This is a genomic window from Agrococcus sp. HG114 (genome assembly GCF_024723325.1).
Lineage (GTDB): Bacteria > Actinomycetota > Actinomycetes > Actinomycetales > Microbacteriaceae > Agrococcus.
Genome location: NZ_JANQCH010000057.1, coordinates 1 through 14,574, shown reverse-complemented (window position 1 = coordinate 14,574; position 14,574 = coordinate 1). Strand labels below are relative to the sequence as shown.

General features: G+C 72.8%; 11 protein-coding genes and 1 tRNA gene. 10 read left to right on the top strand and 2 right to left on the bottom strand.

Translation table 11 applies throughout. The features are described from left to right. Nucleotides 1-7 precede the first annotated feature (7 nt). On the bottom strand, nt 8-1,339 hold the full coding sequence (locus NWP09_RS07360; protein ID WP_258274876.1) for a CPBP family intramembrane glutamic endopeptidase: 1,332 nt from the start codon (nt 1,337-1,339) through the stop codon (nt 8-10). Between the two features lie 204 nt (nt 1,340-1,543). On the opposite strand from NWP09_RS07360, the gene NWP09_RS07355 reads away from it, so the two are divergent. From NWP09_RS07355 to NWP09_RS07335, 5 genes are all read left to right on the top strand, one after another. After that, entirely contained in the window at nt 1,544-4,024 is a 2,481-nt protein-coding gene (locus NWP09_RS07355; RefSeq protein ID WP_258274875.1) for an ATP-dependent Clp protease ATP-binding subunit, read from the top strand. Between the two features lie 182 nt (nt 4,025-4,206). Beyond that, on the top strand, nt 4,207-7,164 hold the full coding sequence (locus NWP09_RS07350; RefSeq protein WP_258274874.1) for a cell wall-binding repeat-containing protein: 2,958 nt from the start codon (nt 4,207-4,209) through the stop codon (nt 7,162-7,164). Nucleotides 7,165-7,256: 92 nt separating this feature from the next. After that, a complete protein-coding gene (locus NWP09_RS07345) occupies nt 7,257-7,829 on the top strand; it encodes a dihydrofolate reductase family protein (protein ID WP_258274873.1) in 573 nt (190 codons plus the stop codon). 26 nt (nt 7,830-7,855) lie between these two features. Next, nucleotides 7,856-8,383 carry an amino-acid N-acetyltransferase gene (locus NWP09_RS07340; protein ID WP_258274872.1) on the top strand — a complete coding sequence of 176 codons (528 nt, stop codon included), beginning with the start codon at nt 7,856-7,858 and terminating at the stop codon, nt 8,381-8,383. A 26-nt stretch (nt 8,384-8,409) separates the two neighbouring features. After that, entirely contained in the window at nt 8,410-9,075 is a 666-nt protein-coding gene (locus NWP09_RS07335; RefSeq protein WP_258274871.1) for a hypothetical protein, read from the top strand. A 12-nt stretch (nt 9,076-9,087) separates the two neighbouring features. On the opposite strand, the gene radA is transcribed toward NWP09_RS07335, so the two are convergent. Continuing rightward, nucleotides 9,088-10,446, bottom strand: coding sequence for a DNA repair protein RadA (gene radA / locus NWP09_RS07330; protein WP_258274870.1), 1,359 nt, complete (start codon nt 10,444-10,446; stop codon nt 9,088-9,090). Between the two features lie 102 nt (nt 10,447-10,548). Between radA and NWP09_RS07325 the strand changes: the two genes are divergently transcribed. From NWP09_RS07325 to NWP09_RS07305, 5 genes are all read left to right on the top strand, one after another. Continuing rightward, nucleotides 10,549-10,917, top strand: coding sequence for a VOC family protein (locus NWP09_RS07325; protein WP_258274869.1), 369 nt, complete (start codon nt 10,549-10,551; stop codon nt 10,915-10,917). Continuing rightward, on the top strand, nt 10,914-11,426 hold the full coding sequence (locus tag NWP09_RS07320; RefSeq protein ID WP_258274868.1) for a GNAT family N-acetyltransferase: 513 nt from the start codon (nt 10,914-10,916) through the stop codon (nt 11,424-11,426). Before NWP09_RS07325 ends, NWP09_RS07320 begins: the two co-directional genes overlap by 4 nt. Before the next feature lie 53 nt (nt 11,427-11,479). Next, nucleotides 11,480-11,570, top strand: a tRNA-Ser gene (locus NWP09_RS07315). Nucleotides 11,571-11,724: 154 nt separating this feature from the next. Further along, nucleotides 11,725-12,957, top strand: a complete 1,233-nt coding sequence (locus NWP09_RS07310; RefSeq protein WP_258274867.1) for an amidohydrolase — start codon at nt 11,725-11,727, stop codon at nt 12,955-12,957. Next, a complete protein-coding gene (locus tag NWP09_RS07305) occupies nt 12,954-14,474 on the top strand; it encodes an MFS transporter (protein ID WP_258274866.1) in 1,521 nt (506 codons plus the stop codon). Before NWP09_RS07310 ends, NWP09_RS07305 begins: the two co-directional genes overlap by 4 nt. Nucleotides 14,475-14,574: the final 100 nt, after the last annotated feature.

The following is a 14,574-nucleotide window of genomic DNA, read 5'->3' as shown; positions in this document are numbered from 1 at the left end:
GCTCGCGTCAGCGCACGCCGACGGGCGCCGCGACCGGGGGAGCGAGCGGCGCGCGCGGCACGAGCAGGTCGGCGCCGGGCGCGCCCTGCGTGAGCCGCTGCTCCCGCCGCAGCAGGAAGTGCACCGCGAGGTAGCTGAGCCCGAGCGCGGCGACCGCGATCCCGAACGAGAGCCAGTCGTCGCCTGAGACCGGCTGCGCCGAGAACGCGGACGTGCCCGTGAGCGCGAGCGGCACCATGATGAAGACGTTGTTGGCGGTGTGCAGCACCGACGCCGCCTCGAGCCCGCCGGTGCGGAACGTCAGCATCGAGCACGTGAAGCCCACGAGCGAGAGCTGCAGCGTCGCCGCGATCGACGGATGCATGTGCGCGGCCCCGAAGAGCAGCCCGGTGAGCAGACCCGTCGTGATCGACGCCGTCCACCGGTTCGCGAACCAGCCGCCGAGCATCTGCGTGAGGAACCCGCGGAAGGCGAACTCCTCGCCGGTCGCCTGCAGCGGCGTCGTCAGCAGGATGATCGCCACGAGGCCCCAGCTCGGGTTCCACGTCCACTCGATCGACGGGTCGAGCCACAGCGTGATGCCGATGTAGACGGCGAAGATGGGCACGATCACGAGGGCGGAGCGCCCGACGACCCGCCAGCGCCACCGGCCGACGACGCTCGAGACGTAGCCTCCGGCGCCCTTGCCGAACGCGGCCGCCCCGACGATCGCGCCCGGGATCATCGCGCCCCACGCGAGGTTGACGCCCGCCATGCCGAGCGGCGAGCCGAGCACCTGCGAGATGAGCTCGAAGCCGATGCCCTCGGGGTCCCGGGTGGCCTCGGCCGGGTCGAGCGCGAGGAAGTACGAGACCATGCCCGGCATCATGAGCGCGAGCGCCACGAGCTGCCCGGCTGCGAAGAAGCCGATCGCGATCGCCCAGGCGAGGAACCAGCGGCCGACGCGCTTCGAGAGCGGGTGCAGCGCGTTCGCGTAGGCGAGGCCGGTCATCGGCAGCGCCGCGGGCAGCAGCGCCGGCTTCGTCGGCGGGGGCGGCGCCCACTGCGGCTGGCCCGGGCCGTACCCGGCGGGACCGTACCCCGGTCGCGCGTAGCCAGGAACCGCGAACCCCGGCTGACCCCAGTGCGGCTGCTCCTGCTGCGGCGGCTGACCGGGCTCGGCGTAGCCGGGCTGCGAGTACCCCGGCTGCCAGGAGCCCGGCTGGCCGTACCCCGGCTGCCCGTACGGGTGCGGATGGATCGGCTTGCCCTGGCCCGGCTGGCTCGGCACGGGCGAGTCCCCGGCTGCGGGCTGGGCGGACTGGGGCTGGCTCCAGGGCTGAGCGGGCTGATCGGTCACCGTGCTCCTTCGTGGTCCCTCCGAGGCTATCGGCGCCCGCCCTGCGGCTCGTGAGGATCGTCTGCGAACGCGCGGCGGTGCGCGGCGGAGCCCGCGCGCCCGCGCGGCGACGAGCGCGCATCCGCCACCGTCGCGCCCACAGCGAACACGGCCGCGCCGGGAAAGCCGCGAGGCTACGCTCGAATCCAAGGAAGGGAGGCAGCGATGTTCGAGAGGTTCACCGACCGCGCTCGCCGAGTCGTGGTGCTCGCTCAGGAAGAGGCGAAGCTGCTCAACCACAACTACATCGGCACGGAGCACATCCTGCTCGGCCTCATCCACGAGGGCGACGGTGTCGCCGCGAAGGCCCTCGAGCAGCTCGGCATCTCGCTCGACGCCGTGCGCGCCCAGGTGCAGGACATGATCGGCACCGGCAGCCAGCAGACGACCGGGCACATCCCCTTCACGCCGCGCGCGAAGAAGGTGCTCGAGCTGAGCCTGCGCGAGGCGCTGCAGCTCGGCCACAACTACATCGGCACGGAGCACGTGCTGCTCGGCCTCATCCGCGAGGGCGAGGGCGTCGCCGCCCAGGTGCTCGTGAAGCTCGGCGCCGACCTCAACCGCGTGCGCCAGACGGTCAACCAGCTGCTCGCGGGCTACCAGGGCAAGGAGTCGACCACGGTCGGCGGCGAGGCGACGCAGCAGTCCGACGCCAAGGGCTCGCAGATCCTCGACCAGTTCGGCCGCAACCTCACGCAGGCCGCGCGCGACGGCAAGCTCGACCCCGTCATCGGCCGCGAGAAGGAGATCGAGCGGGTCATGCAGATCCTCTCGCGCCGCTCGAAGAACAACCCCGTGCTGATCGGCGAGCCGGGCGTCGGCAAGACCGCCGTCGTCGAGGGCCTCGCGCAGGCGATCATCAAGGGCGAGGTGCCCGAGACGCTCAAGGACAAGCAGGTCTACACCCTCGACCTCGGCTCGCTCATCGCGGGCAGCCGCTACCGCGGCGACTTCGAGGAGCGCCTGAAGAAGGTGACGAAGGAGATCCGCACCCGCGGCGACATCATCACCTTCATCGACGAGATCCACACGCTCGTCGGCGCCGGCGCCGCCGAGGGCGCGATCGACGCGGCGAACATCCTCAAGCCGCTGCTCGCGCGCGGCGAGCTGCAGACGATCGGCGCGACGACGCTCGACGAGTACCGCAAGCACTTCGAGAAGGACGCCGCGCTCGAGCGGCGGTTCCAGCCCATCCAGGTGAACGAGCCGTCGGTCGCGCACACGATCAACATCCTCAAGGGCCTGCGCGACCGCTACGAGTCGCACCACAAGGTCACGATCACCGACGGCGCGCTCGTCGCCGCCGCGAACCTCGCCGACCGCTACGTGCAGGACCGCTTCCTGCCCGACAAGGCGATCGACCTGATCGACGAGGGCGGCGCCCGCCTGCGGCTGTCGATCCTGTCGGCCCCGCCCGAGCTGCGCGAGTTCGACGAGCGCATCGCCGACGTCCGCTCCCGCAAGGAGGGCGCGATCGAGGGCCAGGACTTCGAGGCGGCCGCGCGCCTGCGCGACGAGGAGAAGGAGCTGCTCGGCGAGCGGCTGCGGCTCGAGAAGCAGTGGCGCTCCGGCAACGGCGGCCACACCGGCGTGCTCGACGAGGGCGTGATCGCCGAGGTGCTCGCGAACGCGACGGGCATCCCGGTGTTCAAGCTCACCGAGGAGGAGTCCGCTCGCCTCGTCTTCATGGAGAAGGCGCTGCACGAGCGCGTCATCGGCCAGGAGGAGGCGGTGAGCGTGCTCGCGAAGACGATCCGCCGTCAGCGCGCGGGGCTCAAGGACCCGCGCCGCCCCTCGGGCTCGTTCATCTTCGCCGGCCCCACGGGCGTCGGCAAGACCGAGCTCGCGAAGGCGCTCGCCGAGTTCCTCTTCGACGACGAGGACGCCCTGATCTCGCTCGACATGTCCGAGTTCAGCGAGAAGCACACCGTCTCGCGGCTCTTCGGAGCCCCTCCCGGGTTCGTCGGCTTCGAGGAGGGCGGCCAGCTCACCGAGAAGGTGCGGCGGAAGCCGTTCTCGGTCGTGCTCTTCGACGAGATCGAGAAGGCGCACGTCGACATCTTCAACTCGCTGCTGCAGATCCTCGAGGAGGGCCGCCTCACCGACGGCCAGGGCCGCGTGGTCGACTTCAAGAACACCGTCATCATCATGACGACCAACCTCGGCACGAAGGACATCTCGGGCGGCCCGGTCGGCTTCGTGATGGAGGGCTCGAGCGAGAACGACTACGAGCGGATGCGCGCGAAGGTCCGCGAGGAGCTCAAGAAGAACTTCAAGCCGGAGTTCCTCAACCGCGTCGACGAGACGATCGTCTTCCCGCAGCTGAGCCCCGAGGAGCTGCTGCAGATCGTCGACCTGTTCATCAAGCGGCTCGCCGAGCGCCTGCTCGACCGCGACATGACGATCGAGCTCACCGAGGCCGCCAAGCGGCGCCTCATCCACATCGGCCACGACCCGGCGCTCGGCGCGCGGCCGCTGCGCCGCGCCGTGCAGCACGAGATCGAGGATGTGCTGAGCGAGAAGATCCTGCACGGCGAGCTGGGCGCGGGCGAGCACGTGACGGTCGACTTCGTCGACGACGCGTTCGTCTTCACGCACACGACGCCGGAGCCGCACGAGCCGGAGCTCGCGCCCGCCGCGAGCTGAGCGACTCGGAGCATCGAGCGAAGAGGGGACCCGGGAGGGTCCCCTCTTCCGCGTCCGTGATCGAATCGTTACGCAACGTTCACCACCGATACACGGCCCGGGCTGGCGCAGCGACACCGCCGGTGCCTAGCGTCAGGGGCATTCGCGCTCTGCGCCCTCCCCTTCCTTGCATCGGAGACCCAGTGAAGAAGAACACCCAGCGCTCCCTCGCGCTCGGCGCCTCGGGCGCCGTCGCCGCGGGACTGCTCGTCGCGCCCGCCGCGGCGGTCGCCGCGCCCATCGCGGTCGACCCGGCCACGACGGCGGTCGTCAACCTGCTCCACTTCAACGACTTCCACGGCCGCCTCGACAGCTCGACGACCGTGCAGTTCGCCGGCACGATCGAGCAGCTGCGCGCCGAGTACCCGGCGTCGAGCCTGCTGCTCTCGGGCGGCGACAGCATCGGCGCCTCCAACTTCACCTCCGCGTCGCAGGCCGACGAGCCCACGATCGAGGTGCTCAACGCGCTCGAGCTCGACGCCACCGCCGCGGGCAACCACGAGTTCGACCGCGGTGTCGACGACCTCACGGGTCGCGTCGACGCCCTCGCGGACTTCCCGATCCTGATGGCGAACGTCACGCGCGACGGCGCACCCGTCGGCCCGGCCTTCGAGACCTTCGAGATCGACGGGATCACCGTCGGCGTCATCGGCGCGGTCACGCAGCAGACCCCGAGCCTCGTCGACGGCTCGGGCATCGTCGGCCTCACGTTCGGCGACCCGGTCGCCGCGGTCAACGCGGTCGCCGACGACCTGACCGACGGCGACGCGGCCAACGGCGAGGCCGACGTCATCGTGGCCGAGATCCACGACGGCTCGCAGCTCACGCTCGCGGCCAACGCGCCGCAGGCCGAGCAGGAGGCCGTGCTCGCCCCCGACGCCGCCGCTGGCGGCGTCTTCGGCGACATGGTGAACGAGCTCTCGGCCGACGTCGACGTCATCTTCAACGGCCACACGCACCGCACCTACTCGTGGCTCGCGCCCGTGCCGGGCGTCGAGGGCGCGACGCGCCCGATCGTGCAGTCGAACGAGTACTCGAACCTCGTCGGCCAGGTCGTCCTCGCCGTCGACCGGGCGTCCGGTGCGGTCGAGGTCGAGGTGCTCGCGAACCACGCGCGCACGACGACCCCGGCGGCCGAGCTCGTCGCGTCCTACGAGCGGGTCGCGGCGGTCAAGGCGATCGTCGATGCCGCCGTCGCGGAGGCGGCCGTGATCGGCAACGTCGAGGTCGGCACGATCGCGGGCCCGATCACCGTGCCGAAGCTCTCGAACGGCAACCGCGGCGAGGAGTCGACGGCCGCGCAGCTCGTCGCGAACATGTACCGCGACCAGCTCGCGAGCGACACGCGCGGCGGTGCCGAGATCGGCGTCGTCAACCCGGGCGGCGTGCGCGACAGCTTCCTGTACGAGCCGACGGCGCCCGAGACCGAGGCAGGCATCGTGCGCCTCGCCGAGGCGAACTCGATGCTGCCGTTCATCAACAACCTCTGGACGATCACCCTCACGGGCGCGGAGCTCGACCAGGTGCTCGAGGAGCAGTGGCAGCGGTCGGCCGACGGCACGCCGTTCACGACCGGCCGCACCTACCTGCAGCTCGGGCTGAGCGACAACGTCACCTACGTCTCCGACCCCACGCGCCCGCTCGACGACCGGGTCAGCGACATCAGGATCGACGGCGAGCCCGTCGAGGCCGACCAGGAGATCCGCGTCGCGAGCTCGTCGTTCCTCATCGGCGTCATGGGCGCCGCCCCGGGCGACAACTTCTGGACGTTCGCAGACGGCACGGCCGAGCGCGACTCCGGCCTCGTCGACCAGGATGCGCTGCTCGCGTACCTCGCCGACAACCCCGACCTCGCGCCCGACTACACCGTCCGCCACGTCGACCTCGTCGGCCTGCCGGAGGGCGCGGTCGTCGCGGGCTCGGAGGTCACGGTCGAGGTGCGCCAGATCGACCGCATCCGCTCGCTCGGCGCTCAGGCGTCGACCGAGATCGAGGTGCTCGACGCGACCGGCGCGGTCGTCGGCACGGGCGACGTCGTCGTCAACCCCGACGGCACCGGGGCGCCGCTCACGACGTCGGCGACGGTGACCTTCACCGTGTCGACCCCGGCCGCCGGCGTCGCGGGCCCCGTCACCGAGACGTACGCGCTCAGCGCCACGAACGGCTCGGTGATCCCGTTCGAGCTCGAGGTCGCGGAGCCGACCGCGCGCATCGCGGGCGAGGACCGCTTCGAGACGGCTGTCGAGATCTCGCAGGCCGGCTACGGGGAGGGCGCGCCCGTCGTCTACGTCGCGAGCGGCGAGGTGTGGCCCGACGCGCTGACGGCCGCCCCGGCGGCCGCGCACGAGGGCGGCCCGCTGCTGCTCGTCCGGCGCGACGCGGTCTCCGACCAGGTGCTCGAGGAGATCGCCCGACTGGGTGCCGCGGAGGTCGTGATCGTCGGCGGTGAGCCCTCGGTCGGCGCCGCGGTCGAGGAGGCCATCGCCGGCATCGACTCGGTCAGCTCCGTCGTCCGGCTCGCCGGCGCGGACCGCTTCGAGACGAGCCGCCTGGTCGCCGAGCGCGCCTTCGACTCGGCTGAGGGCGCGTACGTCGCCACCGGCCTCCGCTTCCCCGACGCGCTCTCGGCGGGCGCCGCGGCTGGTCACCTCGACATGCCGCTCGTGCTCGTGGACACCCGCGAGGCCGTGCCGACCGCCACGGTCGAGACGCTCCGCGAGCTCGGCATCGACGCGGTGCGCGTCGTCGGCGACATCAACGCGGTGCCGTCCGCCACTGCCGGCCAGCTCGTCGACGCCGGCTTCAGCGTGCGCCGGCTCGGCGGCTCCGACCGCTTCGTCACGAGCGCGATCGTGACGATGTCGGCCTTCGACGCCGCGCCGGCCGGCGCCTACCTCGCCTCCGGCACCGTCTTCCCCGACGCCCTCGCGGGCGGCGCGGTCGCCGGTGCGCAGGGCGCGCCGCTCCTCATCAGCCAGCAGGGCTGCGTGCCGCAGCGGGTGCTCGACGAGCTCGAGCGCCTGCAGCCCGCCTCGGTCACGCTGCTCGGCGGCGAGCCGTCGCTGTCGGCGGACGTCGCGTGGCTGCGAGCCTGCAGCTGATCGACGCCTGACCGATCGCTCGATCGGCCAGCGGAGGGGCGGGGCTTCGGCTCCGCCCCTCTCGCGTGGGCGGCTGCCCCTAGCCTCGCGGCATGGGCAGGATCGTCTTCGACACCGCGGCCACGATCAACGGCTTCCTCGCCGACGACGCGCACTCGCTCGACTGGCTCTTCGCGGTCCCCGGCGGCGACGCACCCGACGCGTCGCTGCTGCCGCAGGGCGCGACCGTCATGGTGCTCGGCTCCCACACGTACGAGTGGATGCTCCGCGCGTGGCGCGGTCGGGGCGGCACCGAGCAGTGGCAGGAGTTCGCCGGCGAGCGGCCGCTGTTCGTGTTCTCGAGCCGCGAGCTGCCGCTGCCCGAGGGCGCCGACGTGCGCTTCCTCCGCGGCGCAGTCGCCGAGGCGCTGCCGGAGCTCCGCGCCGCGGCGGGCGACGGCGACATCTGGGTCGTCGGCGGCGGCGACCTCGCCGGGCAGTTCCTCGATGCCGGTGCGCTCGACGAGATCGCGATCTCGATCGCGCCGGTCGCGCTGCCGAGCGGCGCGCCGCTGCTGCCGCGGCGCGTCGGATCCGATCGGCTGGCGCTCGTCGAGGTGCGCCAGGTGGGGCAGTTCGCGCGGCTCGTGCTCCGCGTCGGCCCCGCGGCGGCGCCCATGCCCTGACGCGCCGCTCGGTAGGCTCGAGCACCATGGCCGCCGACGCATCCGCCCCCGATCGCTCCGAGCTCCTCGTGCGATCCGCCCGCACGAGCGACGTGCGCGCGATGCGCGACCTCATCGAGCCGTACGTGCGCCGGCGCATCCTGCTCGGCAAGGAGCTCGTGACGCTCTTCGAGGCGGTGCAGGAGTTCGTCGTCGCCGAGCGCGACGGGCAGGTCGTCGGATGCGGTGCTCTCCACGTCATGTGGGAGGACCTCGGCGAGGTGCGCACGATCGCGGTCGCCGAGGGCGCGCTCGGCAAAGGTGTTGGCCACGCGATGCTCGTCGCGCTCGAGGAGCGGGCGCGACGGCTGGGCCTCTCGCGCCTGTTCTGCCTCACGTTCGAGACCGACTTCTTCGGCCGCCACGGCTACGAGGAGGTCGCCGAGCAGGTCGTCGGACCCGACGTGTTCGCCGAGCTCGTGCGCTCGCCCGACGGCGGTGTCGCCGAGTTCCTCGACCTCGCCCACGTCAAGCCGAACACCCTCGGCAACACACGCATGCTCAAGCGGCTCTGACGCCAGGCGCCGCCTACCCTGGATCGGTGAGCAAGCCGACGTCAGCGAAGCGCCGCGCGGCCGTGCGCCGGCGGCGGACGCTGCTCGGCCTCGTGCTCGTCGTCGCCGCGATCGCGGCGGCGGTGCTCATCTGGCGGCCGTGGGCCGGTGCCGACGCGCCGCCGCCGGCCGCGGTGCCGAGCGAGAGCGCGACCGCCGCGACGAGCCCGAGCGCCACGACGCCGGCGCCGACGCCCACGCCGACGACCCCGTTCACGCCCATCGGGGGCAGCCCGAGTGCGGTCACCGGCGAGCCGTGCGCGCCCGAGGCGGTGCGCATCACCCCGAGCACCGACCGCGGGAGCTACCCGGCGGGCGAGCCGGTGCTGCTGTCGTTCACGATCGAGAACGTCGGGGAGACGCCCTGCTCGCTCAACGCCGGCACCACCGTGCAGGAGTACGAGATCCGCACGGGCGATCAGCTCGTGTACCGCTGGTCGGACTGCGCCGCCGACGTGCAGGACAACATCGTGGAGCTCGAGCCGGCGACGCCGCAGTCGACCGTGCCGATCGAGTGGGACCGCACGGCGTCGTCGATCGACACGTGCACCGCCGAGCGCCCGCAGGTGGCCGCGGGAGGCACCGCGTACAGCCTCACCGTGCGGGTGGGGGAGCACGCGAGCACGGAGAGCACGCGGTTCACCCTCGAGTGACGCGGCGACCGCTCAGAACTCGGGCACCGCGACCAGGCGGCTCGGCTCCTGCTGCTGGCGCCCCGCGGCGATCGTCTCCGCGACCGCCGCGCGCACGAGCGCGACGCCGTCGTCGACGACCCGCGAGTAGCCGAGCCGACGCGCCTCCGCGCCCCGGCGCTTCGCCGCCGATGCCGCGCGGATCTCGCCCGCGAGCGAGATCTCTCCGACCGCCGCGAGCGCGCGCGGCAGGGCGACGTTGCGGTGCGCGCTCGCGATCGCGAGCGCGATCGCGAGGTCGGCGCCCGGCTCGGTGACCCGGATGCCCCCGACCGTCGAGACGTAGACGTCGTGCCCCCCGAGGCCCAGCCGCGCGTGCCGCTCGAGCACCGCGAGCACCATCGCGACGCGCGATGCGTCGACGCCGTTCACGACTCGCCGCGGCTGCGCCGTCGATGCGGGGACGACGAGCGCCTGCACCTCGACGGGCAGCGCGCGCCGCCCCTCGAGCGCGATGGTGACGCACGTGCCCGCGAGCGGGGTGCTCGAGCGCGAGAGGAACAGGCCGGAGGGATCGGGCACCTCGAGGATGCCGTCGCCGGTCATCTCGAAGCAGCCCACCTCATCGGTCGGTCCGAAGCGGTTCTTCGAGGTGCGGACGAACCGCAGCGCCGTCTGCCGGTCGCCGTCGAAGTGCGCGACGACGTCGACGAGGTGCTCGAGCACCCGCGGGCCGGCGACCGAGCCGTCCTTCGTGACGTGGCCGACGAGCAGCAGCGGCACGTCGGCCTCCTTCGCCGCGCGCGTGAGCGCCGCCGCGACGTCGCGCACCTGGCTCGGGCCGCCCGCGAGCGACTCGTTCGCCGCGTTCGCGACGGTCTGCACCGAATCGACGATCACGAGCTCGGGCGCGGTGTCGCGCAGCTGGCCGAGGATCGTCGCGAGGTCGGTCTCGCTCGCGAGGTAGAGCTGCGGCTCGAGCGCGCCGGTGCGCTCGGCCCGCAGCCGCACCTGCGCGAGCGACTCCTCGCCCGAGACGTAGAGCACCCGCCGCCCGCTGGCGGCCGCGCGCGCCGCGACGGCGAGCAGCAGCGTCGACTTGCCGACGCCCGGCTCGCCGGAGCACAGCACGACCGCGCCCGGCACGATGCCGCCGCCGAGCACCCGGTCGAACTCGGCGACGCCCGTCGACCAGCGCGGCGCGTCGGCCGACTGCAGCTCGGTGATCGGGCGCGCGGCGCGGCCGGCGGGCACCGAGGCCGCGGCGACGCCCTTCGCGGGTGCCCCTGCCTCCTCGACGGTGCCCCACTGCTGGCACTCGCCGCACCGCCCGACCCACTTGAGGGTCGTCCACCCGCACTCGGAGCAGCGGTACGCGGGGGTCCTGGCCATGCGCTCGACGCTACCGGCCACGGCCGACACCTCGCGGCGCCCGCACCTGAAGCAGTGCACAGCGTTTGATCTGCGCGGCCGATTCGCCACTACGCTCACGGCATGCTCACTGTGGGCTCGATCGTCATCCGCTGCTCCGACCTCGACGGCCAGCTGCGGTTCTGGAGCGCGGCGCTCGACTACGAGCCGCGCGAGCCGATCGAGCCCGACTTCGCCCTCCTCCGGCCGCGCGCCGGGTCGGGGCCCAACGTCTCCCTCGACGCCGTGCCGAGCGAGCGGGCCCTGCCGCCGCGCATCCACCTCGACCTCTACGCCGACGACCAGCCGGCCGAGATCGCGCGGCTCGAGTCGCTCGGCGCCCGGCGCGTGGAGTGGTCGAAGCGCCCCGCAGACGCGGACTACGTGATCATGGAGGACCCGGAGGGGAACCGCTTCTGCGTCATCGACACCGCGCCCCGGGAGGCAGCATGACCGCGCACGTCCGCGACGCCAGGATCGGCGACGCCGCAGGGATCGCGCGCGTGCGCATCGAGACGTGGCGGGCCGCGTACTCGGGCCTCGTGCCGCAAGAGGTGCTCGACCGCCTCGACATCGAGCGCGAGACCGCGCACCGCGTCGAGCGGTGGGACGAGTACCACGCGGATGCGGGCAGCCACGACCTCGTCGCGGTCGCCGACGGCGAGGTTGTCGGGTGGGCGTTCGCGGGCCGCGCGCGGGAGGTGCTCGACGGCGTGACCGGCGAGCTCTTCGCCATCTACGCCCACACGGAGCGGTGGTCGCGCGGCGTCGGGCACGCGCTGCTCACCGAGGTCGAGCGCCGGCTCGTCGCCGACGGCCACCGGCGCGCCTACCTGTGGGTGCTCGCGGGCAACCAGCGCGCCGCGGGCTTCTACGACACCCACGGCTGGCACCTCGACGGCGGGGAGAAGCACGAGGAGGGGCTGCACGAGCTGCGGCGCGTCAAGCTCCTGCGGGACTGAGCGCCGACGCGGGAGCTCGCGGCAGGTGCGGAAGCCGTGTACGATATCCCCTTGGTGACGTGTCCGAGCGGCCGAAGGTGCGACTCTCGAAAAGTCGTGTGGAGCAACCCTCCACCGTGGGTTCAAATCCCACCGTCACCGCCACCCGGAAGCCCCGCCCTCCTCGAGAGCGCGGGGCTTCCGCCGTTGCCGGCCGCGATCGCTCTAGCGCGAGCCGTCCGCGCCGTCCTACATTGAGACCGCTGGGCTCCGGGGACCGACCGGTTCCTGCCGCTCGGTCCGACGGGACGGAGAGCGCATGGCTGCAGGCGGCATCTTCGAGGGGCTGCAGGGGCAGCTCGAGTGGCAGCGCTCGCTCTACGAGCACTTCCACCGGCACCCGGAGCTGAGCCTCCAGGAGCACGCGACCGCGGAGCGCATCGAGCAGGAGCTCACGGAGCTCGGGCTCGCACCGCGTCGCGTGGGCGGCACCGGGGTCGTCGCGGTCCTCGAGAACGGCACGGGCCCGACGGTGCTCGCGCGCGCCGACACCGACGCGCTCCCGGTGACCGAGGCCACAGGGCTGCCGTACGCATCCGAGACGCCCGGCGTCATGCACGCGTGCGCGCACGACATGCACATCGTCGCGCTGCTCGGCGCCGCGCGGCTGCTCCACGAGCACCGCGACGCGTGGTCCGGCACCTACATCGCGCTGTTCCAGCCCGGCGAGGAGACCGCCGCGGGCGCGCGCGCGATGCTCGACGACGGGCTCGTCGCGCAGCTGCCGAGGCCCGACGTCGCGCTCGCGCAGCACGTCATGGCCACGGAGGCGGGCGTGATCGGCACGACCGCCGGACCGGTGCTCTCGGCCGGCGACTCGCTGCGCATCACCGTGCACGGGCGCGGCGCGCACGGCTCGATGCCGCACAACGCCGTCGACCCCGTCGTGCTCGCCGCGTCGATCGTGCTGCGACTGCAGGGGATCGTCTCGCGGGAGGTGCCGCCCGGCGCGTTCGCGGTCGTGACGGTCGGCGCCTCGAACGCCGGCTCGAAGTCGAACATCATCCCCGACCGCGCCGAGCTGCTGCTCAACCTCCGCACCTACGACGCGCGGATCCGCGAGCTCGTCATCGGCGCGATCGAGCGGATCGTGCGGGCCGAGTGCCAGGCGTCCGGCTGCCCTCGCGAGCCCGAGCTCGAGTACTACGACCAGTTCCCGCTCACCGCGAACGACGCCGCCGTCGACCGGCGGGTGACGGATGCGTTCACCGCGCACTTCGGCGCCGACCGGGTCGTGCGCACCGACCCGGTCACCGCATCCGAGGACTTCTCGCGCATCCCCGACGCCTTCGGGGTCCCCTACGCGTACTGGTTCGTGGGGTCGACGCCGCGCGAGGCGCTCGCCGGCGGCGGTCCCGTGCCGGCGAACCACTCGCCGTCGTTCGCGCCGGCGGTCGATCCGACGCTCGAGACCGCGACCCGAGCGCACGCCGTCGCCGCGCTCGCCCACTTCGGCACGGATGCCCGCACCGACACGGAGGAGCAGCCATGAGCACGACCACCGCCCCGCCCGGCGCGGGCACGACCTGGAAGCCGACCGACGCGTGGCTGCTCGGCATCGTGCTCGCGGTCATCAACTTCTGGCTGTTCGCGCAGACCCTGCTGAACATCATCCCCGGCATCCAGGACGAGCTCGGCATCGAGCTCACCCTCGCGAACCTCGCCGTCTCGCTCACCTCGCTGTTCTCAGGCATCTTCATCGTCGTCGCCGGCGGCCTCGCCGACCGCATCGGGCGCGTGAAGATCCTCCTCGCGGGCGTGCTCCTGTCGATCGTCGGGTCGCTGCTCATCGCCCTCACCCCGGAGGACGCGGGCGGCCTGACGGCGGCGATGCTGCTCGGCGGACGCATCGTGCAGGGCCTCTCGGCGGCGTGCATCATGCCGTCGTCGATGGCGCTCATCAAGACCTACTACGACGGCAAGGACCGCCAGCGCGCGCTGTCGTACTGGTCGATCGGCTCGTGGGGCGGCTCGGGCTTCTGCGCGCTCTTCGGCGGGCTCATGGCCGCGAGCCCGCTCGGCTGGCGCTCGATCTTCTGGATCTCGATCGTGCTCTCGGTCGTGGCGCTCGCGCTCCTGCGCGGCACGCCCGAGTCGAAGGCCCAGCGCGACCCCGCGGCCGGCCGCGGCTTCGACTGGTGGGGGCTCGTGACCTTCATCGTCGCGCTCGTCGCGATCAACGTGTACATCTCGCAGGGGCCCACGATCGGCTGGCTGAGCCCGGCCGGGCTCGGCCTCGTCGCGACGGCCGTCGTGTTCGGGCTCGCGTTCCTCCAGATCGAGACGAGGGCGGCGAGCGCGTTCCTCGACCTGAAGCTGTTCCGCAACGGCACCTTCACCGGCGCGACCCTGTCGAACTTCCTGCTGAACGGCGCCGCGGGCACGCTCATCGTCTCGCTCGGCCTCGTGCAGGTCGCGGCGGGCATGAGCTCGCTCCAGTCGGGCATGCTCACGATCGGCTACCTCGTCGCGATCCTCGCCACGATCCGCGTGGGCGAGAAGCTGCTCCAGCGGTTCGGGCCCCGGCGGCCGATGCTGTGGGGCTCGATGATCACCGGCGTCGGCGTGCTGCTGTGCTCCATGACGTTCCTCCACATCGGCGAGTACATCGTGCTGAGCGTCATCGGCTTCACGCTGTTCGGCATCGGCCTCGGGTTCTACGCGACGCCGTCGACGGATGCGGCGCTCTCGAACGTGCCGGACGCGCAGGTCGGCGCCGCGGGCGGCATCTACAAGATGGCCTCGTCGCTCGGCAACGCGATCGGCGTCGCCATCTCGGCGGCCCTGTACGTCGCGGGCCAGGCGGTGGACCCGTCGATCATCGAGTCGTGGGGGCTCTTCCTCGGCCGGCAGGACAACCTCGCGCTGCGCTTCGGCGGCGCGATCGGCCTCCTGTTCAACGTGCTCATGGTCGCGATCGCGATCGCCTCGATCATCCTCACCGTGCCGCGCGACAAGGAGGCGCCCGCGGAGCGCAAGGACGTGCCCCCCGCGCCGATCGGCAACTGACGCCCAGCGGCGCCGCCGGCTCGGCTGCGAGGCGCTGGCGCAGGGGCGGTCGCCGCGCTGGGGCGCAGGAGCCGGGCTCGGGGAGCCGCCGGGCCCGAGG